Annotated in this window: 25 protein-coding genes; 19 read left to right on the forward strand and 6 right to left on the reverse strand. The window is 63.4% G+C overall.

Annotation, left to right across the window (positions count from 1 at the left end; all coding sequences use genetic code 11):
- The first annotated feature begins 41 nt into the window (after nucleotides 1-41).
- The 6 genes from GOB93_RS04105 to GOB93_RS04130 all read left to right on the forward strand — a co-directional run bounded on the left by GOB93_RS04105 (nucleotide 42) and on the right by GOB93_RS04130 (nucleotide 5,300).
- The gene (locus GOB93_RS04105) at nucleotides 42-1,796 is read left to right on the forward strand and encodes a relaxase/mobilization nuclease domain-containing protein (protein WP_146892851.1); all 1,755 of its coding nucleotides are present in this window, start codon (nucleotides 42-44) and stop codon (nucleotides 1,794-1,796) included.
- Nucleotides 1,797-1,885: 89 nt separating this feature from the next.
- Nucleotides 1,886-2,158 carry a ribbon-helix-helix domain-containing protein gene (locus GOB93_RS04110; RefSeq protein WP_173571175.1) on the forward strand — a complete coding sequence of 91 codons (273 nt, stop codon included), beginning with the start codon at nucleotides 1,886-1,888 and terminating at the stop codon, nucleotides 2,156-2,158.
- Entirely contained in the window at nucleotides 2,155-2,448 is a 294-nt protein-coding gene (locus tag GOB93_RS04115) for a type II toxin-antitoxin system RelE/ParE family toxin (protein ID WP_146892847.1), read from the forward strand. Before GOB93_RS04110 ends, GOB93_RS04115 begins: the two co-directional genes overlap by 4 nt.
- Before the next feature lie 163 nt (nucleotides 2,449-2,611).
- Nucleotides 2,612-2,812, forward strand: a complete 201-nt coding sequence (locus GOB93_RS04120; RefSeq protein WP_146892845.1) for a hypothetical protein — start codon at nucleotides 2,612-2,614, stop codon at nucleotides 2,810-2,812.
- Between the two features lie 47 nt (nucleotides 2,813-2,859).
- Nucleotides 2,860-4,842: a conjugal transfer protein TraG gene (locus GOB93_RS04125; protein ID WP_146892843.1), complete on the forward strand. Its 1,983-nt coding sequence runs from the start codon at nucleotides 2,860-2,862 to the stop codon at nucleotides 4,840-4,842.
- Between the two features lie 5 nt (nucleotides 4,843-4,847).
- Nucleotides 4,848-5,300 (forward strand): CopG family transcriptional regulator, encoded by a 453-nt coding sequence (locus GOB93_RS04130; protein WP_173571179.1) that lies wholly within the window; start codon nucleotides 4,848-4,850, stop codon nucleotides 5,298-5,300.
- Between the two features lie 110 nt (nucleotides 5,301-5,410).
- On the opposite strand, the gene GOB93_RS04135 is transcribed toward GOB93_RS04130, so the two are convergent.
- Nucleotides 5,411-6,568 (reverse strand): FAD binding domain-containing protein, encoded by a 1,158-nt coding sequence (locus tag GOB93_RS04135; RefSeq protein WP_173582258.1) that lies wholly within the window; start codon nucleotides 6,566-6,568, stop codon nucleotides 5,411-5,413.
- A 210-nt stretch (nucleotides 6,569-6,778) separates the two neighbouring features.
- On the opposite strand from GOB93_RS04135, the gene GOB93_RS04140 reads away from it, so the two are divergent.
- Nucleotides 6,779-7,912: an alkene reductase gene (locus tag GOB93_RS04140; RefSeq protein WP_173582259.1), complete on the forward strand. Its 1,134-nt coding sequence runs from the start codon at nucleotides 6,779-6,781 to the stop codon at nucleotides 7,910-7,912.
- Between the two features lie 2 nt (nucleotides 7,913-7,914).
- On the opposite strand, the gene GOB93_RS04145 is transcribed toward GOB93_RS04140, so the two are convergent.
- Complete coding sequence (locus tag GOB93_RS04145; RefSeq protein WP_173582260.1) at nucleotides 7,915-8,862, reverse strand: LysR family transcriptional regulator; 948 nt, start codon at nucleotides 8,860-8,862, stop codon at nucleotides 7,915-7,917.
- A gap of 98 nt (nucleotides 8,863-8,960) precedes the next feature.
- On the opposite strand from GOB93_RS04145, the gene GOB93_RS04150 reads away from it, so the two are divergent.
- On the forward strand, nucleotides 8,961-9,629 hold the full coding sequence (locus tag GOB93_RS04150) for a DsbA family oxidoreductase (protein ID WP_173582261.1): 669 nt from the start codon (nucleotides 8,961-8,963) through the stop codon (nucleotides 9,627-9,629).
- A 141-nt stretch (nucleotides 9,630-9,770) separates the two neighbouring features.
- Here the strand turns inward: GOB93_RS04150 and GOB93_RS04155 are convergent, their stop codons facing one another.
- Nucleotides 9,771-10,040: an HU family DNA-binding protein gene (locus tag GOB93_RS04155; RefSeq protein WP_146892221.1), complete on the reverse strand. Its 270-nt coding sequence runs from the start codon at nucleotides 10,038-10,040 to the stop codon at nucleotides 9,771-9,773.
- Between the two features lie 214 nt (nucleotides 10,041-10,254).
- Here GOB93_RS04155 and trbB point away from each other — a divergent pair, with 214 nt between their 5' ends.
- Genes trbB through GOB93_RS04210 form a run of 11 tightly spaced genes read left to right on the forward strand, consistent with a single transcriptional unit; the run spans nucleotide 10,255 to nucleotide 19,608 of the window.
- Nucleotides 10,255-11,223 carry a P-type conjugative transfer ATPase TrbB gene (gene trbB / locus GOB93_RS04160; RefSeq protein ID WP_173571229.1) on the forward strand — a complete coding sequence of 323 codons (969 nt, stop codon included), beginning with the start codon at nucleotides 10,255-10,257 and terminating at the stop codon, nucleotides 11,221-11,223.
- Complete coding sequence (locus GOB93_RS04165) at nucleotides 11,220-11,546, forward strand: TrbC/VirB2 family protein (protein WP_053323596.1); 327 nt, start codon at nucleotides 11,220-11,222, stop codon at nucleotides 11,544-11,546. Before trbB ends, GOB93_RS04165 begins: the two co-directional genes overlap by 4 nt.
- A complete protein-coding gene (locus GOB93_RS04170; protein WP_114726164.1) occupies nucleotides 11,546-11,812 on the forward strand; it encodes a VirB3 family type IV secretion system protein in 267 nt (88 codons plus the stop codon). Before GOB93_RS04165 ends, GOB93_RS04170 begins: the two co-directional genes overlap by 1 nt.
- A 7-nt stretch (nucleotides 11,813-11,819) precedes the next feature.
- The gene (gene trbE / locus GOB93_RS04175; protein WP_146892227.1) at nucleotides 11,820-14,246 is read left to right on the forward strand and encodes a conjugal transfer protein TrbE; all 2,427 of its coding nucleotides are present in this window, start codon (nucleotides 11,820-11,822) and stop codon (nucleotides 14,244-14,246) included.
- Nucleotides 14,243-14,989 carry a P-type conjugative transfer protein TrbJ gene (trbJ, locus tag GOB93_RS04180; RefSeq protein WP_146892230.1) on the forward strand — a complete coding sequence of 249 codons (747 nt, stop codon included), beginning with the start codon at nucleotides 14,243-14,245 and terminating at the stop codon, nucleotides 14,987-14,989. The genes trbE and trbJ overlap by 4 nt, the downstream gene beginning before the upstream one ends.
- Nucleotides 14,989-15,261 (forward strand): putative entry exclusion protein TrbK-alt, encoded by a 273-nt coding sequence (gene trbK-alt / locus GOB93_RS04185; protein ID WP_129551473.1) that lies wholly within the window; start codon nucleotides 14,989-14,991, stop codon nucleotides 15,259-15,261. Before trbJ ends, trbK-alt begins: the two co-directional genes overlap by 1 nt.
- Before the next feature lie 4 nt (nucleotides 15,262-15,265).
- Nucleotides 15,266-16,519, forward strand: coding sequence for a P-type conjugative transfer protein TrbL (gene trbL, locus GOB93_RS04190; protein WP_129551472.1), 1,254 nt, complete (start codon nucleotides 15,266-15,268; stop codon nucleotides 16,517-16,519).
- Between the two features lie 2 nt (nucleotides 16,520-16,521).
- A complete protein-coding gene (trbF, locus tag GOB93_RS04195; RefSeq protein ID WP_129551471.1) occupies nucleotides 16,522-17,202 on the forward strand; it encodes a conjugal transfer protein TrbF in 681 nt (226 codons plus the stop codon).
- On the forward strand, nucleotides 17,202-18,188 hold the full coding sequence (trbG, locus tag GOB93_RS04200; RefSeq protein WP_053323603.1) for a P-type conjugative transfer protein TrbG: 987 nt from the start codon (nucleotides 17,202-17,204) through the stop codon (nucleotides 18,186-18,188). Before trbF ends, trbG begins: the two co-directional genes overlap by 1 nt.
- Nucleotides 18,185-19,345: a TrbI/VirB10 family protein gene (locus GOB93_RS04205; RefSeq protein ID WP_173582262.1), complete on the forward strand. Its 1,161-nt coding sequence runs from the start codon at nucleotides 18,185-18,187 to the stop codon at nucleotides 19,343-19,345. Before trbG ends, GOB93_RS04205 begins: the two co-directional genes overlap by 4 nt.
- Nucleotides 19,345-19,608 carry a DUF2274 domain-containing protein gene (locus GOB93_RS04210; protein ID WP_456303409.1) on the forward strand — a complete coding sequence of 88 codons (264 nt, stop codon included), beginning with the start codon at nucleotides 19,345-19,347 and terminating at the stop codon, nucleotides 19,606-19,608. The genes GOB93_RS04205 and GOB93_RS04210 overlap by 1 nt, the downstream gene beginning before the upstream one ends.
- On the opposite strand, the gene GOB93_RS04215 is transcribed toward GOB93_RS04210, so the two are convergent.
- The 3 genes from GOB93_RS04215 to GOB93_RS04225 all read right to left on the reverse strand — a co-directional run bounded on the left by GOB93_RS04215 (nucleotide 19,514) and on the right by GOB93_RS04225 (nucleotide 21,975).
- Complete coding sequence (locus tag GOB93_RS04215; RefSeq protein WP_053323605.1) at nucleotides 19,514-20,437, reverse strand: LysR family transcriptional regulator; 924 nt, start codon at nucleotides 20,435-20,437, stop codon at nucleotides 19,514-19,516. The two genes, GOB93_RS04210 and GOB93_RS04215, sit on opposite strands and share 95 nt — an antisense overlap.
- Nucleotides 20,438-20,562: 125 nt before the next feature.
- A complete protein-coding gene (locus GOB93_RS04220) occupies nucleotides 20,563-21,528 on the reverse strand; it encodes a quinone oxidoreductase family protein (protein WP_053323606.1) in 966 nt (321 codons plus the stop codon).
- 45 nt (nucleotides 21,529-21,573) lie between these two features.
- On the reverse strand, nucleotides 21,574-21,975 hold the full coding sequence (locus GOB93_RS04225) for a nuclear transport factor 2 family protein (RefSeq protein ID WP_053323607.1): 402 nt from the start codon (nucleotides 21,973-21,975) through the stop codon (nucleotides 21,574-21,576).
- Nucleotides 21,976-22,006: the final 31 nt, after the last annotated feature.

The following is a 22,006-nucleotide window of genomic DNA, read 5'->3' on the forward strand; positions in this document are numbered from 1 at the left end:
TCCGGGCGCCGTCAGGCGTAAATCGATGCGGAGAGCCGGCCATGGCGACGCGCGATGACAGTCTGACTGTCCGGCCCGGACGCATCCAGCATGGCAATCAGGGCGCACGACCGAAATCCTTCGTCGGTGAGGTCATGCGGGCCGCGAAGAAGGCCGGTCATACCGGCACCCGGTTCGGTGCGAAGGGCAGGGGAGGCGGCGGTGGTTCCCGTTTCGGACGCGGCCGACGCGCGGCGCTGTCCATGCGGCTGCGCAGCAATGCCCGTCGGGTCGTGGTCAAGGCGCGCGTTGTTCGTCAGCAGGGCACGCGCTTTCGTTCCGCACCGCTCTCCCGGCACATCGCCTACCTCAGGCGCGAGGGCGTCACCCGTGACGGTGCCAGGGCCCATCTGTTCGATGCCGGGTCCGACGAAGCGGACAGCAAGGCCTTCGCGGAACGTTGTGAAGACGACCGGCACCATTTCCGCTTCATCGTCTCGCCCGAGGACGCAGCGCGGATGGAGGATCTGCGGGGCTTCGCGCGCGAACTGATGCAGGACATGGAGCGCGACCTGGGCACAAAGCTGGACTGGGTCGGGGTGGATCACTGGAACACGGACAATCCGCATGTCCATATCCTGGTGCGTGGGGCGGCCGATGACGGCAAGGATCTGGTGATCAGTCGTGCCTATATCAGCCAGGGCGTGCGCGACCGCGCCGCCGAACGGGTGACGCTGGAACTGGGTCCGCGCAGCGAGCTGGAAATCCGCACCGCCCTGGAGAGCGAGATTGCCGCCGACCGCTGGACCAGCCTCGATCGCGCGTTGCAGGATCTCAGCGACGAGGGCGGAGGTATCGTCGATCTGCGGCCGGGAGCGGGTGCCGAAGACCCGGAACTGCGGCGCCTGCTGGTCGGCCGGGCGACCAAGCTGGAGGGGCTTGGCCTCGCCGAACGGGTCGGGGTGGCACGCTGGACCCTCAAGCCGGGGCTGGAGGCGACCCTGCGCGATCTTTCCATCCGGGGCGACATCATCAAAACCATGCACCGCGCTATGTCCGGCCGCGGGGCGGAACCCGATGTCGCGGGTTTCGCGATCCATGGCGAGACGCTGGCCGATCCCGTTCTTGGTCGGCTGGTCGAGCGCGGACTGGATGATGAACTCAAGGGCTCCGGTTACGTGGTGATCGCCGGCACCGATGGGCGGACGCATCATGTCCGCTTCCCTGATCTGGACCTGACCGGCGATGCCAGGATCGGCGCGATTGTCGAGACCCGGAGTTGGGAAGACACGAAGGGCATGCAGCGTCTGTCGTTGGCGACGCGTTCGGACTTCACGCTGGCCGAGCAGGTGACGGCACCCGGTGCAACCTGGCTCGATCGCCAGTTACTCGCCAAAGAGCCGGCACTAGCCAATGGGGGCTTCGGCGCGGAGGTCCGCGCGGCGATGGCGCAACGAATTGATCATCTCGCCTCCGAGGGGCTGGTCCGGCGGCAGGGCGAGCGTGTGGTGTTTGCACCCGACCTGATCGGTACCCTGCGCCAGCGCGATCTCGATCAGGCGGTCGCCAGATTGGCAGCGCAGACCGGGTTGGAACACCGGCCCGCGAAGGAAGGCGAGATCGTCTCGGGGGTCTATCGCCAGCGGGTGGCCCTGTCCTCGGGGCGGTTCGCCATGGTCGATGACGGGCTGGGCTTCCAGCTCGTGCCGTGGCGTCCGGCGCTGGAGCAGAAGCTCGGGCGGCAGATCTCCGGCACTATGTCGCCGGGCGGCGGTGTCGACTGGAATTTCGGGCGTAAGCGCGGGCTCGGGATTTGATGTCGGCTGGCTCGCCTGCGGGTTTTCGGCTGACAAAGCGGGTGCTTCATAAGTATGATAAAATATGCTCGCTTGGGAGGAGCCGCCTTATGTCCACAATCGAACGTATGACCATCACCGTGCCGTCCGAGATGGCGGCGACTCTGCGCCAGTCCGTCGATGGCGGCGAATATGCCTCGACCAGCGAGGTGGTGCGGGAGGCATTGCGCGAATGGATGCGCCGGCGCGATACCGACCGCCGCGATCTCGACACCTTGCGCGAGGCGATCAGGATGGGCGACGAGAGCGGGTCGAGCATCCCGGCCGAGACCGTCTTCGCCGAATTGCGTGACGTGATCGCTCGCCGTCGCGCGCAGGGATGAAACGGCTCGGCTTCGCTCCGGCAGCGCGTGCCGACCTTCTGGAGATTGCGCTCTATATCGCCGAAGACAATCCCGATCGGGCCATGAGTTTCGTTGCCGAGCTAGAAGCGAAGGCCGCCGTTGCGGCTGAGCATCCGGGGAGCTTTCCGGCGCGCGATGAGATCAGTCCCGGATTGAGGGTCATTGTTCACGGCCGCTACCTGCTGTTCTACCGTGAACTGGCCGACGAGGTACGCATCGTCCGTGTGCTTCATGGCGCACGGGATCTGCCGCAGGTGTTCGACTCATAAAATCAGGGGTTTCCCATAGGATCGCGCGCAGCCGTCGCCAGTGACAATGAACTTCGCCGCCATCACGACGATCAGAACGTGGAGGCGATCATCAGGCGGAGGCATTTTTACCGTACCGGGTTCTTCTCCACATGCGACGACAAGGCGATCGGAGTTTCTCAGCATGACAGGGCGAAATAAGGTGCCATCGACCTGTTATCCGGCCACTCGCCAAGATGAGCGCACGCTTGTCGAGTTGCTGGAACAGGGCGAGCGAAGCGGCGTCAGCAGGCGCACGATTCTCGATATTCTTGCCGCCGTGCAGGCGGACAGGCAGGCCGTCCGTTTATTGTCCGCGCCTATCCGGCGGCCCGAGACGTCATAATTAGATCTTGAACGCTGGCGAAGCGAGCCGTTTGGTCGGTTCCTGTCATGAACCAGACCAAGATCCTCTGGGGCTCGGTGTGTGCGGTAAGCACCGTGATCCTCGCCTTCTCCTGGGCCGCGACGCAGTGGACTGCATGGCGGCTCGGCTTCCAGACGCAGCTTGGTGCTCCGTGGTTCACGCTGCTCGGCTGGCCGGTCTATTATCCGCCGGAGTTCTTCTGGTGGTGGTTCGCCTACGACGCATACGCTCCGGACATCTTCACCATCGGCGGTTACATTGCGGGCTCAGGTGGGATTGTTGCTGTGATCGTCGCGATCACGATGTCCGTGTGGCGTGCCCGCGAGAAGAAACGCGCCACCACTTATGGTTCAGCGCATTGGGCCGACCCGCGCGAGATCCGGCGCGCCGGATTGCTCGCGCCCGATGGCGTGGTGCTAGGCCGTTCGGCTGATACCTATCTCCGCCATGACGGGCCGGAGCATGTGCTGTGCTTTGCGCCCACCCGCTCGGGCAAGGGGGTGGGACTGGTGGTGCCGACGCTGCTGACCTGGCCGGGCTCCGTCATCGTCCATGACATCAAGGGCGAGAACTGGACGCTGACCGCCGGCTGGCGCTCCCGCTTTGGTCGGGTGCTGCTGTTCGATCCGACCAACCCTGCCAGCGCCGCCTACAATCCGCTGCTGGAGGTCCGGCGCGGCGAGCGGGAAGTCCGCGACGTGCAGAACATCGCCGACGTGCTGGTCGATCCCGAGGGCGCCCTTGAGAAGCGGAACCACTGGGAAAAGACCAGCCACGCCCTGCTGGTCGGCACCATTCTGCATGTCCTCTATGCCGAGGAAGACAAGACCCTGGCCGGGGTGGCCAATTTCCTCTCCGACCCGAAACGGGCGATCGAGACCACACTGCGCGCCATGATGACCACGCCCCATCTCGGCGCGAAGGGCGTGCATCCGGTAGTCGCCAGTTCGGCGAGAGAACTGCTCAACAAGAGCGACAATGAGCGCTCGGGCGTGCTGTCCACCGCCATGTCGTTCCTTGGCCTCTATCGCGATCCGGTCGTGGCGCATGTGACGCGCCGCTGCGACTGGCGGATCCGCGACCTTGTCGCCGGCACCCATCCGGCAACGTTGTATCTGGTGGTGCCGCCCTCGGATATCAGCCGCACCAAGCCGCTGGTGCGGCTGGTGCTGAATCAGATCGGCCGCCGGTTGACCGAGGAACTGGAGGCGAAGCGGCGCCATCGCCTGCTATTGATGCTCGACGAGTTTCCGGCGCTGGGGCGGCTGGATTTCTTCGAGAGCGCGCTGGCCTTCATGGCGGGCTACGGCATCAAGAGCTTCCTGATCGGCCAGAGCCTGAACCAGATCGAGAAAGCCTATGGCCAGAATAATTCGATCCTCGACAACTGCCATGTCCGGGTCAGCTTCGCGACCAACGATGAACGAACCGCCAAACGGGTTTCGGACGCGCTCGGCACCGCGACCGAGATCCGCGACGCAAAAAACTATGCCGGGCATCGTCTGTCGCCGTGGCTCGGGCATCTGATGGTGACGCGCCATGAGACGGCACGGCCCTTGCTCACGCCCGGCGAGATCATGCAGCTTCCCCCTGACGAGGAACTGGTGCTGGTGTCTGGTTGCCCGCCGATCCGGGGACGCAAGGCGCGCTATTTCGAGGATGCCGAACTGGCCGCGCGCATTCTCCCGCCACCCCGATTCGAGCCGCCGCCGTCTCCAGAGGGAACGCCGCCCCTCGGACCGCAGCCGTCGGGCGACTGGGCCGACGTGGTGCAGCCGGCGACACAGGATAACGGAGACGACGACCCGGCCAATGCGGGCATCCGTCGTGAGCCGGAACTGCCGGAACAGGAAGAGGTGGTGCAGGCGCCGAGGAAGCCGGTCCATGAATTCGACCCACCCGAGGATGAGCCCGAAGATGACGCGACGCGGGGGCAAATCCTGCGACACGCGGAGCGGGCTCTCGCGCGGCAGGTGTCGCTCGATCCCGGCGACAGGATGGGGCTATGACCAGGATGCGGATCAAACACACGATCCGGCTACCCGCCGATCTCAGTGTCAGGCTAGCCGATTACGCCGCCCGGAAGAAGGTATCGCAGGCGCTGATCGTGGAGACGGCGCTGGCGTCCTTCCTGTCACCAGACGGGCCCGAACGGCTGGAAGCGGCGCTCGCCCGGCGGCTCGACCGGATGACGCGGCAGTTGGAGCGCATGGAGCGACGGGTGACGATCGCCAACGAGTCTCTGGCCGTGTTCGTCCGGTTCTGGCTGACCAGTACGCCGCCGTTGCCGGATGCGGCCCTTGCCGCAGCGCAGAGCAAGGGGCGGGAGCGGTATGACGGGTTCATTGAGGCAGTCGGGCGCAGGCTCGCCAGAGGGAAGACGCTGGACGACGAGGTGAGGCTGGACGTGGGGCTAGGTGAGCAGGGGCAGGATGCCCCTGACCCGAAAGACAATCTTGTAACGTGATGTCTGGGTTGGGGGGGATGGAGACTGTCTGCTTTGGGGCGGCAGCCTTGTAAAAGCAGACCGACGAAATGCATTTCCTGGTGTTCGGCCTTCAGGGAAGCGTGCTATTTCTATCGAAAAAGCAGGTAATCCCCAGTCATTTTACCTTGTTGCTCCAAGTGTTTTCCATATGTGACTTGGGGTAATTCCCATCGTGCAAGTGCGCACAGTACGTCTTTCGGTGAGGCGGCCAGTGCCTCAGCAAGAGCCAACGCATTAGCTGCGGCTTTAGAGGTGCTGGCAGCTGTATGCGGTCGCGGGATCGAGGCGGCGTCTCCCAAAATCAGCGCACGTCCGGCTATCATGTGATCTGAAGCAAGGTCACGGATGGACTGAACATACGGCTGTCTGGTTGCTCCGACGATTTCACGGAACGCTTGAGGGAGAAAAGTCTCCGCTTCATTGTGCACATGCGTTATCCAGAAAGGGGCCAATGACCCTTCCGGCACGGCGTAATCCCGTCGCTTGCCGTTACGGTCCGTCATGATTGCCGCGCGCTGCTCGTCTGTGGCGACCCGGTACCACACCCAGTTATAAAAACGATGACCATTGCGGGTATCATTGCCGACTCCTGGAACAAGGTAGCCAAGAATATGGGAGCCCTGGCTGTTGGCAAAGCCGAAATCTCCGGCCAGCGCGTCCCGGGAAAACGGCGGAAGGTCCTGTTCTGGAAGCAACCCTCTCCAGGCGATATAGCCCGCGTAAACAGGTTTCAGATCCGGCCAAAGTTGAGAGCGGACCGTCGAATTACCACCGTCGGCTCCCACCAGCAAATCGCCAGTCTCGCGCGAGCCGTCTGAGAAGATAGCCGTCACAGTCGCTGTGTTTTCATCCTGTTCAATCCGTTCCAGAATCCTGCCTCGATGATAATGGGCGTTACCAAAGGCCGATTTCAGGCGGGTATAGATCAGCGACCAGGAGGTTTGCATCTGGGGCATGAACTGTTTTGACTGAATCGAACCGTCCGGGCGCAATACCGTCCTGTACGCCGAGCGAACCCCCAGATGATCCTCATCCAGCGTGACACCGGCGCGCCGGAAAACTTCGATCACGTCAGGCTGAAGAACAATACCGCCGCCACGGCTGTCCAGATCTCCCTCTGAGCGTTCAAAAACATCGACGTCCCAACCGATGGTTTGCAGCATTACGGCGGCGAATAGGCCACCCAGTGATCCGCCAATAATGAGGGCGCGACGTTTGGGTGGGGGCTGGATCAGTGCATAGTTCATCGGTCGTCTCCCTTGTGAGCAGGGGTAAACTGCGCCACGTCGACACCGACGATAAGGCAGGCAATTTGGCGATGTTCTTTGCACAGGATGCAATAGCTCCATCGTTGCGTATCACGCAAAGATGGTCTCGGAAATCAGGTAATTATCGTCACATTGTATCGGCGCGATCATGGTCTCGTCAGCAACACTGATCTTTCAGGAGATCTCACCATGGTCACGAACCAGACTGCTTCCACCCTGTTTTCCCCCCTCAAGATCGCCGGCCTGTCATTGCCGCATCGGATCGTCATGGCCCCCTTGACCCGCTCTCGTGCGGGTCAGGGTAATGTCCCGAGCGCTCTGAACGTTGAATATTATCGCCAGCGTTCCAGCGCTGCCCTGGTTATCACCGAGGCCACGCAAATTTCTCAGCAAGGGCAGGGCTACGCCTGGACACCAGGCATTCATACGGACGACCAGATTGCCGGATGGTCCCGGGTCGCCGAAGCCGTCCACGCGCAGGGTGGTCGTATCATCATGCAGCTCTGGCATGTGGGCCGTGTGTCGCATCCTTCATTTCAGCCGGATGGCGCATTGCCGGTGGCACCTACGGCGATGCCGGTGCCCGGAAAGACCTTCATCGTCGACGATAATGGCAACGGAACCTGGGCTGACGTACCAGTTCCGCAGGAATTAAGCCCGGACGGTATCGCCGCAATTGTCTCCGACTATGTGTCTGCCGCACGAAACGCGATCACTGGAGGGATGGATGGCGTGGAAATACACGCTGCCAACGGTTACCTGATCGATCAGTTCATTAACAGTGAGAGCAATCACCGCACCGACGCTTACGGCGGCAGTATCGAGAACCGTGCCCGTCTGCTGTTTGAGATTGTAGATGCCGTGATGGCTGCGATCGGGGATGTGCCCGTAGGCGTGCGTCTGACGCCCTTGGGACGCTTCATGGGAATGGGTGACGACACACCTGAGGAGACATTCGGTTATATTGCCTCAGAACTTGATCGTCGGAAAATCGCCTATCTGCATGTGGTTGAGCCCACCACGCTAGGCACCGAAACTGCCTCTGCGGCAGATCCGAAGAGCGAAGCGATTGTGCGACTCCTTCGGCAGCGTTTTTCCGGCGTGATGATGTTGGCTGGCGGATATGATCAGGTAACGGCTGAAAAGGCTCTGTCCGCAGGGCGCGGTGATGTCATCGCATTCGGAAAGCTGTTTCTTGCAAATCCAGATTTGCCCGAGCGTTTTGCGAATAACGCCCCGCTGAACGAAGCTGATCGGGCCACATTCTTCGGTGGTGACGCCCACGGTTACACGGATTATCCAACGCGGACCGTTTCTGCTTGAGCTTACGAAGATGCGACATCGGGGCCGTTGCACGCAAAGCGGTCCCAATAGGGTGGCATACCAAAATGATCGATCAGAAAATCAAGAAAGCTGGCCACCTTCTTCGAACCGCGCCGATTGGCCAGATAGACGGCCGAGATTGCGCCCTCCTCGGCATTCGGAGAGGGCGACCATTCTTTAAGGACAGGAACCAGACGTCCCGCCGCGATGTCCGGGCCGACCAGCCAGGTTGGCATCAGAAGTAAACCCGCGCCGCCGATCGCCGCTTCGCGCAGGACTTCCGATCCATTGGCGCGTAAATGACCCGACACAGGCACTTTTTGACGTTTGCCATCACGTGACAGGGTCCAGCTATTGTCGCTCGTCAGGTAATCGAACAACAGGCATTGGTGAGTGGAAAGATCTGAAGGCACCAATGGCACGCCATGTTGCCCTATATAATCCGGACTGGCGCAAATAATACGACGATGCGGTGCCAGTTTGCGGGCAATCAGACTGGGGGTGTTCAAGGGGCCGAGCCGGATGGCGATATCAATACGATCCTCCACCAGATTGACGGGCGTATCAGTCAGTTGGATGTCGAGGCGCATTTGCGGGCATTGTTGGAAATAGGCAGGCAGAGCCGGGGCGACATGCAGCCGCCCGAAAGCCACCGGCATCGACACGCGAAGATGCCCGCTTGGCGGTCCCGAAAGTTCGCTGACAGACCGATCGGCAGTATTAAGGTCATCAAGAATACGTCTGCAGTCTTCATAATATTGTTGACCCGCCTCTGTCAGTGTTACGCTACGGGTCGAGCGATTCATGAGCAATGTTCCAAGGGACTCTTCGAGCGCATTCAGTTGTCGTGTTAACGACGACGGTGCCAGTCCCAGCTTGCGGGCGGCCGGTGCAAATCCGCCATGATCCACGACAGCGACGAACGCACTGAGGGCAGCAAACCTGTCCATGAGTCACCTTTGCATTTCCCGCAACAAACATAGCAGAAAATACATCATTATCATGCGACAGTGTAAGAGCGAAGTTAGGTGAGAAAAGGAGACATCACATGTCTATCACCATCATTATAACCTCTGATTTCATCTGCCCCTGGTGCTTCGTCGGCGAGCGGAGGCTTGAAAAAGCTCTCAAAACACTGCCCGAGAAAGCCGCGGTCGAGATCGAATGGAGACCCTTCGAACTCAACCCAGCCATGCCGCCCGAGGGCATGGATCGCAAAATCTATCGCACGTTGAAGTTTGGCAGCTGGGAGCGCAGTCGCGCGCTTGATACGCAAACCGTCGCGGCAACCGAGCACGATGACATCGCATTTGATTACGACGCAATGGCCCGCACACCCAACACATTTCAGGCGCACCGCCTGATGTGGTTTGCGGATCGACAGGGATTGGCAACGCCGGTCGCCAAAGCTTTGTTTTCGGCGTATTTCGAGCAGGGCCGTGATATTGGTGATGTTGCCGTATTGTGTGTAATCGCAGGGGAACAGGGGCTTGATCGTCAGGCTGTCGAAGCGTTTTTCGCTAGCGATCAAGGACTTGCCGATGTCAGGAATGCTGAAGACGCGCATCGCCATCAGGGCGTGCGTAGCGTGCCGCTCTTCGACATTGCCGGCACGATCATCTCAGGAGCGCAAGCGGTCGAAATTTTCGAGAAAGCGCTCAAGCAGGCGACAGAGTTGGACCAATCCTGTGTCGAAGGGAGTTGCTCCGTCGGATAATTCTGAGGGGTCGGAAGTTGACGTCTGCTTTCCGCTCTTCGTTACTCAGGCGCCGATGTCTGACTTGAGGCGGAAACTGCCAGTCTCCTATCTTCTATTCCCGAACATTACCGTCTGGAGGTCATTGGACGATGCGGCCAATCAGACCGCCTTCTTGAGATTCGGACTAGCCTTGAACCGCACGGTCTTGCCGGCGTTGACCTTCACCGGCTCACCGGTGCGGGGATTGAGCGTCTTGCGGGCCTTGGTCTTGTGGACGGAAAACGTCCCGAAGGACGGCAGCGTGAAGCCACCCTCCTGCTCCAGTTCGGCGACAATGGCACCAACCAGATCATCGGCGGCCTTGGCGGTGGCAACGCCGGTGCAGGCAAGGGAGTCCTGAAGAACGGCGGCAATGAAGGCTTTGCTCATGCGGGCGCAGGTCCGTGTCGTGGTCGATTCCGCAAACGGTAGCAGCGCCCTTTCGCCCCGTCACCGCCGAAACGGCGACACACCCCTATGCAAGTTCTTCTATCCCAGCGCCCTACACCCATCAGACACTTGTTGCGCTTCCGTGTTCATGGCTCTTTCTAATCGACCCCGCTGATCCACCGCCTCCCTCGGGAGGTCAAATGCGGGGTTTCCTGTGTCCGTCGCTCCCTTCCGCTCCGAAGCCGTCGCCCGTGGCACGCGCATGCTGCGCACCGCCCTGGGGTCGGCGATTGCCGGGCATCTCGACGATCCGTCGATCGTCGAGGTGATGCTTAATCCCGACGGCCGGTTGTGGATCGACCGGCTGGCCGGCGGGATGGAGGACACCGGCACCCGGATCGCGCCAGCCGACGCCGAGCGGATCGTCCGCCTGGTCGCCCACCATGTCGGGGCCGAGGTCCATCCGGGCAGTCCGCGCGTCTCCGCCGAACTGCCGGGAAGCGGGGAACGGTTCGAAGGACTGGTGCCTCCGGTGGTGGTGGCACCCTGCTTCGCCATCCGGCGCCCGGCCATCGCGGTGTTCTCGCTCGACGATTATGTGGCTGGCGGGATCATGACCGCCGCACAGGCCACGTTTCTGCGCCGCGCCATCGCCGAGCGGAAGAACATCCTGGTTGCCGGCGGCACCTCCACCGGCAAGACCACCCTGGTCAACGCGCTGCTGGCCGAGATCGCGCAGACCGGCGACCGGGTGGTGCTGATCGAAGACACCCGCGAATTGCAATGCGCGGCCCCTAATCTGGTCGCCCTGCGCACCAGGGACGGCGCCGCCTCGCTCTCCGACCTGGTCCGCTCCTCGCTGCGTCTGCGCCCCGACCGGATTCCGATCGGCGAGGTGCGCGGCGCCGAGGCGCTCGACCTGCTCAAGGCCTGGGGCACCGGCCATCCCGGCGGCGTCGGCACCCTGCATGCCGGGTCGGCGATCGGCGCCCTGCGCCGGCTGGAGCAATTGATCCAGGAAGCCGTCGTCACCGTACCGCGCGCCCTGATCGCCGAGACCATCGACGTCATCGCGGTGCTGTCCGGGCGCGGCAGCGCGCGTCGGCTGGCTGAACTCGCCACCGTCCAGGGCCTGAGCCCGGACGGGGACTACATCCTCGCACCCGCCGGAGATCCGTTATGACCCACATGATCGCTCTGCGCCGTCGCTTTGTCGTGGCCGGCGCAACCCTCTCGCTCGCCCTGCTGTCGGCCCCAGCCTATGCCGCCGGTTCGAGCATGCCATGGGAGGAACCGCTCAACCAGATACTGGAAAGTGTGCAGGGGCCGGTGGCCAAGATCATCTCGGTGATCATCATCACCGTGACTGGCCTGACCCTGGCCTTCGGCGAGACCTCGGGCGGGTTCCGCCGTCTGATCCAGATCGTCTTCGGCCTGTCGATCGCCTTTGCCGCGTCCAGCTTCTTCCTGTCCTTCTTCTCCTTCTCGGGCGGGGCGCTGATCTGATGGAGCCGGACGCCATCCCCGGCTTCACCGCCCCGGTGCATCGCGCCCTGATCGAGCCGATCCTGCTCGGCGGGGCGCCGCGCACGGTGGCGATCGTCAACGGCACGCTGTCGGCGGCAATCGGCCTCGGGCTGCGGTTGTGGATCGCCGGCGGGATCTTCTGGCTGGTCGGCCATCTCGCTGCCGTCTGGGCCGCCAAGCGCGATCCTGCCTTCGTCGACGTGGTGCGTCGGCATCTGCGCTATCCCACCCATCTGGTCGGGTGAGGGCGCCATGCTGAACCTCGCCGAATACCGTCATCGCCGCGACCGGCTGGCCGATTTCTTGCCCTGGGCGGCGCTGGTCGCCAGGGGCGTGGTGCTAAACAAGGACGGTGCCTTCCAGCGCACGGCCCGGTTCCGCGGTCCCGACCTGGACTCCTCGACCGCTTCCGAGTTGGTCGCGATCACCTCCCGCCTGAACAACGCCCTGCGCCGTCTCGGCTCCGGCTGGGCCATTTTCGTGGAGGCGCAGCGCCTTCCAGCACGGGGCTATCCTTTCAGCCCGTTCCCCGATCCTGCCTCCGAACTGGTCGACGCCGAACGTCGGGCGCAGTTCGAGGAAGAGGGGGCGCATTATGAAAGCCGTTATTTCCTCACCCTGGTCTGGCTGCCGCCAGCGGACGACGCCGCCCGCGCGGAAGCCTGGCTCTACGAGAACCGCGCCCGTGGCGGCTCCGACTGGCGGGCGGTGGTCGCAGGTTTCATCGACCAGACCGATCGGGTGCTGGCGCTGCTCGACGGCTTCATGCCGGAGGCCGACTGGCTCGATGATGGCGAAACCCTGACCTACCTCCATTCCTGCATCTCGACGCGCACGCAGCGGGTCCGGGTGCCGGAGATCCCGGTGCATCTCGACGCCATCCTGGTCGACGAGGAACTGACCGGTGGCCTGGAGCCCCGATTGGGCGACGCCCATCTGCGCACGCTGACCGTCACCGGCTTCCCGACCCAGACCTGGCCGGGTCTGCTCGACGAGCTGAACCGGCTGGCCTTTCCTTATCGCTGGGCGACGCGGGCGATCTGCCTCGACCGCACCGACGCGACCAGGGTGCTGGGCCGGATCCGGCGGCAATGGTTCGCCAAGCGCAAATCGATCATGGCCATCCTCAAGGAGGTGATGACCAATGAGGCCTCGGTGCTGCTGGATTCCGACGCCGCCAACAAGGCGGCCGACGCCGACGCGGCGTTGCAGGAACTCGGCACCGACCAGGTCGGGCAGGCCTATGTCACCGCGACCGTCACGGTATGGGACGAAGATCCCACTATCGCCGCCGACCGGCTGCTGCTGGTGGAGAAGACCATCCAGGGCCGCGACTTCACCTGCATGCGCGAGAGCGTCAATGCGCTCGAAGCGTGGTTCGGCAGCCTGCCGGGCCATGTCTACGCCAATGTCCGCCAGCCCTGTGTCTCGACCCTGAATCTCGCGCATATGATTCCGCTCTCCGCGGTATGGGCCGGGCCGGAGCGGGACGGGCATTTTGACGCTCCGCCGCTGTTCTATGCCCGCACCGAAGGTTCGACCCCGTTCCGCTTCGCACTTCACGTCGGCGATGTCGGTCACACGCTGATCGCCGGGCCGACGGGTGCGGGCAAGTCCGTGCTGCTGGCCTTCATGGCGATGCAGTTCCGCCGCTACGCCGGTGCCCGGATCTTCGCCTTCGATTTCGGTGGCTCGATCCGCGCGGCTATCCTGGCGATGGGGGGCGACTGGCATGATCTCGGCGGCGCGCTGGCGCAGGACGGAAACGATCCCGTCGCGCTGCAGCCGCTGGCGCGGATCGACGAGCCGGGCGAACGGGCCTGGGCGGCAGAATGGGTCGCGATCCTGCTGGAACGCGAGGGCGTCACCGTTGCCCCCGACCTCAAGGAGCATCTGTGGTCGGCGTTGACCTCGCTGGCTTCGGCACCCGCAGGAGAACGCACCCTTACCGGCCTGTCCGCGCTGCTCCAGTCGCTGGCGCTGAAGCAGGCGTTGCAGCCTTACTGCGTTGGTGGCCCGTGGGGGAAATTGCTTGACGCCGAACATGAGCGTCTTGGTGTCGCCGATATCCAGGCCTTCGAGATCGAGGGGCTGATCGGCTCGGGCGCCGCGTCCGGCGTGCTGTCCTATCTGTTCCATCGCATCGAGGACCGTTTTGACGGCAGCCCGACGTTGCTGATCATCGACGAGGGCTGGCTGGCGCTGGATGATCGCGCCTTCGCCGGGCAGCTCCGGGAATGGCTGAAGACGCTGCGCAAGAAGAACGCCTCCGTCATTTTCGCCACCCAATCTCTGGCCGATATCGACGCCAGCCCGATCGCCCCCGCGCTGATCGAAAGCTGCCCGACCCGGATCTTCCTGCCCAACGACCGGGCACTGGAGCCGCAGATCACCGCGATCTATCGCCGGTTTGGGTTGAACGACCGCCAGATCGAGATCCTCAGCCGGGCGACGCCCAAGCGCGACTATTACTGCCAGTCCCGGCGCGGCAACCGTTTGTTCGATCTCGGCCTGTCCGAAGTGGCGCTGGCCTTCACCGCCGCGTCGTCGCCCGACGACCAGGCCGCGATCGACCGGATCTTTGCCCGGCACGGCCGCGACGGGTTCGCGGCCGCGTGGCTGGCGCACCGGGGCGTGGACTGGGCGATTGAAATGCTCAGGCCGGGAGAACCATCATGAGAAATTCGTCGATCTGCAAAGCAGCGTTCGTGGCTGGGTTTGGCGCCCTGTCATCCATCGTCGTGAGCGTCCCGGCCCATGCGCAATGGGCGGTCTATGATGGCGCCGCCCATGTCCAGACGGTGCTGATCGCGGCGCGGGAATTGCAGCAGGTCAACCAGGAGGCGCAGAGCCTGCTCAACGAGGCGACCATGCTGGAGAACCAGGCCCGCAACCTCGCCAATCTGCCGCTCTCGGTGCTGGCACCCTTGGAGCAATCAATCGAAGCGACCGAACAGATCGTCGGCCAGGCGCAGGGGCTATCCTATAACCTGACCAGCATCGATCAGGCCTTCAGCCAGACCTATCCGCAGGCGCTGGCGAGCCCGAGTTCGGCGGCGCAGATGACCGCCGACGCGCAGACGCGATGGCAGAACGCGCGGGGCGCCTATCAGGACGGGCTGCGCGTGCAGACCGGTGCGGTGCAGAATCTCGACGCCACGCGCAGCCAGATCGACAGTCTGGTCACCTCGAGCCAGGCGGCCACCGGCGCCTTACAGGCCGCGCAATCGGGCAACCAGCTGACCGCGCTGCAGACGCGCCAGCTTGCCGACCTCACCGCCGTCATCACGGCGATGGGCCGCGCCCAGGCGCTGGAAGGCGCGCGTCAGGTCGAGAGCGAGGAGCAGGGCAGGGCACAACTCGCGAATTTCCTGAATTACGGGGCCGGTTACACGCCCGGCACCGCGCAGATGTTTCACTGATGCGCGGGTTACGTCTCTCCCCGCCGATCGTCTTCCGGCTCGTTGCCCTCGGGCTGGTCGTTTTGATTCTGGTTGTCGCCAGCCTTCATCTCCGGCACATGCCCCATGACGTGGGGGTGCCGGATCTCGGGCCGCCGGGATCGCGTGACCGGCTGGCCGCCGGTCTGGCGCATTGTCAGGCGCTCGGCATGAAGGCCGACGGCGATCCGGCCTGCGAAGCGGTCTGGGCCGAGAACCGCAAGCGCTTCTTCGCGCCCGACGCGGCACGGTGACGCCATGCAGCAGGGCACCGGCGTCATCGACAATTTCCTCGCCATCTTCACCCAGTATATCGATTCCGGTTTCGGTCTGGTGCAGGGCGACGTCCATTGGCTTGCCGGTGTGCTGATTACCATCGACATTACCCTGGCCGGGCTGTTCTGGGCGTTGGCGCCGGATGAGGACGTGCTGGCGCGGCTGATCCGCAAGACCCTGTTCATCGGCATGTTCGCCTTCATTATCGGCGACTTCAACGGGCTGGCAAAGATCATCTATGAGTCCTTCGCCGGGCTGGGCATCGAGGCGGGCGGTGGGCATCTTACCCAGGCGCAATTGCTCCAGCCGGGGCGGCTGGCGCAGGTCGGCATCGATGCCGGCAAGCCGATCCTGACCTCGATCTCCTCACTGGTCGGCTTCGTCGCCCTCTTCAACAACGCGATCCAGATCGCGGTGCTGCTGATTGCCTGGCTGATCGTGGTCATCAGTTTCTTCGTGATGGCGATTCAGCTCTTCGTGGCGCTGATCGAGTTCAAGCTGACCACGCTCGCCGGGTTCGTGCTGGTACCGTTCGGCCTGTTCGGCCGCACTGCCTTCCTCGCTGAGAAGGTGCTGGGCAACGTGGTGTCGTCCGGGATCAAGGTGCTGATGCTGGCGGTCATCGTCGGCATTGGCTCGACGGTGTTCGGCCAGTTCACCAGCGGCTTCAATAATCCACCCACCATCAATGACGCGCTGACGCTGATCCTGGCTTCCCTGACTCTGCTGGGCCTGACCGTGTTCGGCCCGGCATTGGCCAATGGGCTGATCGCCGGTGGTCCGCAGTTGGGCGCCGGGTCCGCTGTCGCCACCGCAGCCGGGGTCGTCGGTGCCGGCGTGGCTGCCGCGTCTGGCGCCGGCCTGGCTGTGGGAGCCGCGGCAGCCGCGGTGCGTGGCGGGGCCTTTGTCGCGGGCGGCACGACCGCCGCCTATCAGGCCGGAGGTGCTGCAGGCGTCGCGAAGGCCGGACTGTCCGCCGCCGCCAGCCCGTTGCGCCGCGCCATGGCCAGTGTCCGCACCAGTTATCAGGCCGGCGGAGCCGCCGCGACTGGCGGTGCGGGAGGTGCGACCGCTTCTGGCGCTGGCGGAGCTTCTGCCGGCAAGCCGCCCGCCTGGGCCAGCCGGATGCAGCGCAACAACCGGATCAGGGGCGGGGCGGATGCGGCCGCACAGGCGATTAAGGGCGGCGACCGGCCCAGTGGCGGCCACGACGTCGATCTCTCGGAGGGAGAATAACCATGTTCCGCCGCCCCAATGTGCGTTTCGGCCGGACGCCGGAACCCGAGACGCCCTATCACAAGGCCGGACAGGTCTGGGACGATCGCATCGGCTCGGCCCGTGTCCAGGCCCACAACTGGCGGCTGGCCTTCTTCGGCTGTCTCGCTTTGAGCGGCGGGCTGGGCGCCGGGCTGGTCTGGCAGTCGCTGCGCGGCACCGTCACGCCGTGGGTGGTGCAGATCGACCATCTCGGTCAGGCGCAGGCCGTCGGTCCGGCGACCGCCGCCTATCGGCCGACCGATCCGCAGATCGCCTGGTATCTGGCGCGCTTCGTCTCCGAGGTACGCGGCATCCCGGCCGATCCGGTGGTGCTGCGGCAGAACTGGCTCGACGCCTATAACTACGTCACCGACCGCGGCGCGCTGGCCCTGAATGATTATGCCCGCACCAACGATCCCTTCAGCCGGATCGGCAGGATGCAGGTTGCGATCGAGATTGCCAGCGTCATCCGCGCTTCCGACGACAGCTTCCGGGTGGAATGGATCGAGCGCCGCTATGTCGACAGCGCGCTGGCGTCCACCGAGCGCTGGAGCGCGATCCTCACCATCGTCGTCACCACCCCGACCGATGCCGAGCGGCTGCGCAAGAACCCGCTCGGCATCTACATCCACGCCCTCAACTGGTCTAGGGAACTCGGCTGATGCGCACCCTCAACACAATCGCGCCGTTCATGATCCTGCTGGCGCCGCTGGCGGCCTGCTCCTCATGGAAGCCGCCTGCCATCAGATACGACGATACGCCCCGGCAGGCGGTCCTCACCCCGGAACCGCCCAAGCCGGTGCAGGTGGTGGAGCTGCCGGAGCCCTTGCCGTTGCCGGGGCAGCTCAAGCCGATCCCCTATCGGCATGCATCACCCGAGCCCGCCGATCCGCATGAGCGGGTCGAGCGCGCCAACAGTGTGGCGCGGATCCAGCCGACGCGGGCCGGCTATCTCAATGCGATCCAGGTCTATCCCTTCTCCGAGGGTGCGCTCTATCAGCTCTATGCCGCACCCGGCGAGATCACCGACATCGCGCTGCAGCCGGGCGAGAAGCTGGTCGGTGCCGGTCCGGTCGCTGCCGGCGATACCGTACGCTGGATTATCGGCGACACCGAGAGCGGGGCAGGGGCGTCGAAACGGATTCATATCCTGCTCAAGCCGACCCGCCCGGACCTGACCACCAACCTGGTCGTCAATACCGACCGGCGCACCTATCATCTGGAACTGCGCTCCGATGAGCGGACCTATATGGCGTCGGTGTCCTGGGATTATCCGCAGGACCAGATCGTCGCCCTGCGCGGCCAGGATCGTGACGCGGATCTCGCGGCTTCGGTCGTGACCGGCGTCGATCTCGACGCGCTGAATTTTCGCTACCGGGTCGAGGGCGACGAGGCGCCGTGGCGGCCGTTGCGGGCCTTCGATGACGGGCGGCAGGTCTTTATCGAATTCCCGACCGGCATCGCCCAGGGGGAGATGCCGCCATTGTGGGTGGTCGGCCCGCAGGGCGACGGCCAACTCGTGAATTATCGGGTGCGCGGCAATCGGATGATCGTCGATCGCCTGTTCGCGGCTGCCGAACTGCGACTGGGCGCGAAGCACCAGCAGGTGGTGCGCATCGTGCGCACCGATGGAGCGCGTCGGTCGTGAGCGGGAGCACCGGAGCGGGGGAGGCGGACAAACCAGTGCCTCCCGTCAGGCCGCCGGGCGAGATGCGGTTGCGCGTGACGCGACCGCCGGTCACGCGGCTGTCGCGCAGGGTGATCATGGGGCTGACGCTGGTGGCGGTGCTCGGCGTCGGGGGCGCGCTCTATGTGGCGCTGAAGTCCGCACCCCGAACGGGCAAGGCCGAACTCTATAATACCGGCAATCGCACCACGCCGGACGGGCTGGCGAATCTGCCGGGAGACTATACCCACCCGCCGCGCCTCGGGCCTCCTTTGCCCGGCGATCTCGGCAGGCCGTTCCTCAAAGCAGGTGTGGGTGTCCCCGGCATGGCGACATCGGCGGCACCCGCCGATCCCGAAAAGCAGCGTATGGCTCAGGAGCAGGAAGCAGCACGGGTCAGCCATCTCTTTACCCAGACGCAGGTCGGGCGAAACAGTGCTGCCCCGGTGACAGCTGGTGCCACCCCGGTTCCGGCTGCCGGTGCTGCCACTGATCGCAACCAGGCGTTTCTCGATGGCCCGGTCGACCAGCGTACCGTCAGTGCCGCGCGTCTGACTCCCGCTCCCAGCCCGTATATAATCCAGGCGGGATCGATCATTTCCGGCGCGCTGATTACTGGCATCCGCTCCGACCTGCCCGGCGAGGTCACGGCGCAGGTGACGGAGAATGTCTATGACAGTCCGACCGGGCATATCCTACTGATCCCGCAGGGCGCGACGCTGATCGGCCGCTATGACTCTCAGATCTCCTATGGCCAGACCCGTGTGCTGCTGGTCTGGACCCGGCTGATGCGCGGTGCCGGGGGTTCGATCGTGCTGGAGAACGAGCCGGCCGCTGATCCGGCGGGCTTCGTCGGGTTGCAGGACCAGACCGACAACCATTGGGGCGAGGTGTTCAAGGCCGCCCTGGTCTCGACGATGCTGAGCGTGGGCTCCGAGGCCGACATCAGCGGCGGCAATGGCATCGCCCAGGCCTTGCGGACCGGCGGCTCGCAGGGCTTCAACCAGATCGGCGAGCAGATCGTCGGACGCTCGCTGAATATCCAGTCGACCAATATCATCCGGCCGGGCTTTCCGGTGCGGGTCATGGTGCATCGTGACCTGGTTCTCGCCCCCTACGGACAGGAGGTTTCCCGATGATGAAGCTCAGGCTTGGGCCAATTGCGGATGACAGGCCGATACGCGTGACCGTCGAGCTTCCCGCCGCCGTGCATCGCGATCTGGTTGAATACGGGCGGCTGCTGGCGCGTGAGAGCGGTCAGGCCGAGATCACGCCAGCAAAGCTGATTGGGCCGATGCTCGCGCGCTTTATGGCTGGCGATCGAGCCTTTTCCTTGGCAAGACGTCTTCTCGCCGGTCGTCCGGAACTAGATCACGGACAAAAGCCACGAACCGACCCGTAACGGTGTCCTGATTATTGGCATCCCAACCGAGGCGAATTTGCAATTGCGTATTCCTCTCCCGTAGTGGCCGGAAAATGACACCCGGAAAACCCTGTTCCGCCTGACTCTGGACGGCAAGGGTCATGCCATATCCAGATCCAACAAGCGCAAATACGGACTGCTTTCCCGCCGGATGACTTTCAAGGGTGATGTCGCTGCCCAAAATTTCTAGGTAACGACGTCGCACACTATAATCACCTCCCCAATCCTGTAGTAGAAATGTTTCGTTCTGCAATTCCTTGCGTGTCACGCTTTCATATTGACGTAGTGGATGCTCGCTCGGCATGGCTAACATCAGATTTTCAACGCAAAACGGAAGTGACTCAAGGTAGTCGGACTGAATGAATGGAGTGAAGAAAATCACATCCACACGATGCCGAAATAGAGCGGATTGGAGGTCAAAATCTCCCATTTCGTGAAAAGAAACTCTGATATCGGGATGTTTTTTTCGCCATGCTGATAACGCCAGCCTGATGCGTTGGCCGACGAGGGGTAGTAGACTGCCAATCCGAATGACCCCTCGGCGGCCCGTTCCTAGAATTTGCGACAAGGCTCTTATTTCGTCCCAATCATCAAGCAATGAGCTGATTCGATGGAAGAGGACATCGCCAGCCGCAGTCAGTCGAATGCCGCTGTGGGTTCTTTCCAGCAGGGTAACGCCAAGCTCATCTTCAAGCTTATCGATTGCTCTGGTCATTGTCGAAACTCTGACACCATGAAGCCAGGCCGCCCGTGTCAGGCTACCGGCCTCAACGGCAAACCTGAAGTATTCGAGATTTGTACTGCGCATGGTACGAGCGAACCTGTGTCACTATCGCCAAAATCTCGCTCACATGAGGTTTCCAGCAGCTTCCTCATGTGGCCCGAGATAATGCAGAATGCCGCGTCTCCGCTTAAGCCTGCTTTCCGGCCTCTTCACGGAATCAGCAGGAGCTTGCCGGTCGTCTTGCGGCTCTCCATGTCGGCATGAGCGCGGGCAGCGTCGGCCAGCGGGTAGGTGCCGCCGATATGGACCTTCATCTTGCCTTCGATGATCCAATTGAAGATCTGCGCCGAATGGGCGCGTAGCAGGTCCGGCGTATGAATATGGTCCACGAAGACCGCATAACCGATCTTGATGCTTTTTGGGATGCTGGTGATCTCGATTGGGCCGGGGCCACCAAGCACCGGGCCGAACCAGCACAGCGTGCCGGAGCGGCGCAGAGCATTGAGCGATGCCCGCCACGTCACAGGACCCGTGCCGTCATAGGCGACATGCACGCCTTCGCCGTCAGCCACGCGGACGACTTCTTCGGCAAAATCGCCGCCGGCATCCACGATGACATGATCGGCACCGGCCCCACGCGCGATCTCGACCTTCTCCTGCGACGACACCCGGCCGATGACCTTGCCGCCCCGGATCTTGATGATCTGCGTCAGTAGCAGGCCGAGCCCACCGGCCGCCGCGTGGACTAGGGCAAATTCTCCCTGCTGGACCGGGTAGAAATCCGTCGCGAAATGGCTGGCCGTCAGGCCCTGCATCATGACGGACGCAGCTGTCTGGTCGTCAATCGCGTCGGGAACGGGCACGAGTGCCCCTGCCGGAATGACGGCGCGACTGGCATAGCTGCCGGGGGAGTAAACCCAGGCCACGCGCTCGCCCGGTCGGAAATCCTCGACATCTTGGCCGACGGACAGGACGCGGCCCGCGCCCTCGACGCCGAGGATCTTCGGATCGGCTTCCATCCAGAACATACCGCGCCGGACGCCGGTATCCATGAAGTTGACGCCGGCCGCGGCCACATCGACCAGAACTTCGCCGGGACCCGGCACCGGGTCGGGTCTCTCGACCAGTTCAAGAACCTCGGGGCCGCCCGGTTCGCGCATTACGATAGCGTGCATGCCAGTCTTCCTTGGAATGGTTAGTCAAAGGGGGTATGCGTCAGGTCACGACTGCGGCGCCGCAAGCGGCTTCGTGGCGTTCAGGGTCTCGCGGGCGGACTGGCCGTCGCTGTAATCATGCCAAAGCACGATGCGGCCATTGCGGACTTCATAGGTCGCCATGTTAGGGATGGCGGCGGATTCACGACCGGGCAGGGCCAGGTGATGGATCTGTTCGGCCAGCACGATCGCGCCGTCGACGGCCTGACGGATCGTCTCGAAGCGCACCTGCGCGAATGCCGTGAAGACCCGCTTCCAGATCTGCACGACGTTTTCTTTCCCGCGCACTTCGGGATCGCCGTGGTTGGAAAACACAATGGCGTCGTCAAGGAATGTCTTGAGCAGCTCCGCATCCCTCTTTTCGAAGGATGCGACGAACTGCCGGACTGTTTCTCCTGCATCTGACATCTGGACTGTCCTTTGCTGGGAATGGTTCCGG

This window comes from Acetobacter musti, from assembly GCF_011516835.1.
Taxonomy (GTDB): domain Bacteria; phylum Pseudomonadota; class Alphaproteobacteria; order Acetobacterales; family Acetobacteraceae; genus Acetobacter; species Acetobacter musti.

Bases quoted from the DNA above. Each gene is read 5' to 3' on its own strand.
- GOB93_RS04165 (WP_053323596.1), top strand. From the start codon at position 11,220: ATGACCCACATGATCGCTCTGCGCCGTCGCTTTGTCGTGGCCGGCGCA.
- GOB93_RS04110 (WP_173571175.1), top strand. From the start codon at position 1,886: ATGTCCACAATCGAACGTATGACCATCACCGTGCCGTCCGAGATGGCG.
- GOB93_RS04125 (WP_146892843.1), top strand. From the start codon at position 2,860: ATGAACCAGACCAAGATCCTCTGGGGCTCGGTGTGTGCGGTAAGCACC.
- GOB93_RS04145 (WP_173582260.1), bottom strand. From the start codon at position 8,862: ATGGACAGGTTTGCTGCCCTCAGTGCGTTCGTCGCTGTCGTGGATCAT.
- trbE (WP_146892227.1), top strand. From the start codon at position 11,820: ATGCTGAACCTCGCCGAATACCGTCATCGCCGCGACCGGCTGGCCGAT.
- trbK-alt (WP_129551473.1), top strand. From the start codon at position 14,989: ATGCGCGGGTTACGTCTCTCCCCGCCGATCGTCTTCCGGCTCGTTGCC.
- trbL (WP_129551472.1), top strand. From the start codon at position 15,266: ATGCAGCAGGGCACCGGCGTCATCGACAATTTCCTCGCCATCTTCACC.
- trbG (WP_053323603.1), top strand. From the start codon at position 17,202: ATGCGCACCCTCAACACAATCGCGCCGTTCATGATCCTGCTGGCGCCG.
- GOB93_RS04140 (WP_173582259.1), top strand. From the start codon at position 6,779: ATGGTCACGAACCAGACTGCTTCCACCCTGTTTTCCCCCCTCAAGATC.
- trbJ (WP_146892230.1), top strand. From the start codon at position 14,243: ATGAGAAATTCGTCGATCTGCAAAGCAGCGTTCGTGGCTGGGTTTGGC.
- GOB93_RS04210 (WP_456303409.1), top strand. From the start codon at position 19,345: ATGAAGCTCAGGCTTGGGCCAATTGCGGATGACAGGCCGATACGCGTG.
- GOB93_RS04220 (WP_053323606.1), bottom strand. From the start codon at position 21,528: ATGCACGCTATCGTAATGCGCGAACCGGGCGGCCCCGAGGTTCTTGAA.
- trbF (WP_129551471.1), top strand. From the start codon at position 16,522: ATGTTCCGCCGCCCCAATGTGCGTTTCGGCCGGACGCCGGAACCCGAG.
- GOB93_RS04155 (WP_146892221.1), bottom strand. From the start codon at position 10,040: ATGAGCAAAGCCTTCATTGCCGCCGTTCTTCAGGACTCCCTTGCCTGC.
- GOB93_RS04120 (WP_146892845.1), top strand. From the start codon at position 2,612: ATGACAGGGCGAAATAAGGTGCCATCGACCTGTTATCCGGCCACTCGC.
- GOB93_RS04150 (WP_173582261.1), top strand. From the start codon at position 8,961: ATGTCTATCACCATCATTATAACCTCTGATTTCATCTGCCCCTGGTGC.
- GOB93_RS04135 (WP_173582258.1), bottom strand. From the start codon at position 6,568: ATGAACTATGCACTGATCCAGCCCCCACCCAAACGTCGCGCCCTCATT.
- GOB93_RS04170 (WP_114726164.1), top strand. From the start codon at position 11,546: ATGGAGCCGGACGCCATCCCCGGCTTCACCGCCCCGGTGCATCGCGCC.
- GOB93_RS04105 (WP_146892851.1), top strand. From the start codon at position 42: ATGGCGACGCGCGATGACAGTCTGACTGTCCGGCCCGGACGCATCCAG.
- GOB93_RS04215 (WP_053323605.1), bottom strand. From the start codon at position 20,437: ATGCGCAGTACAAATCTCGAATACTTCAGGTTTGCCGTTGAGGCCGGT.
- GOB93_RS04130 (WP_173571179.1), top strand. From the start codon at position 4,848: ATGCGGATCAAACACACGATCCGGCTACCCGCCGATCTCAGTGTCAGG.
- GOB93_RS04115 (WP_146892847.1), top strand. From the start codon at position 2,155: ATGAAACGGCTCGGCTTCGCTCCGGCAGCGCGTGCCGACCTTCTGGAG.
- GOB93_RS04225 (WP_053323607.1), bottom strand. From the start codon at position 21,975: ATGTCAGATGCAGGAGAAACAGTCCGGCAGTTCGTCGCATCCTTCGAA.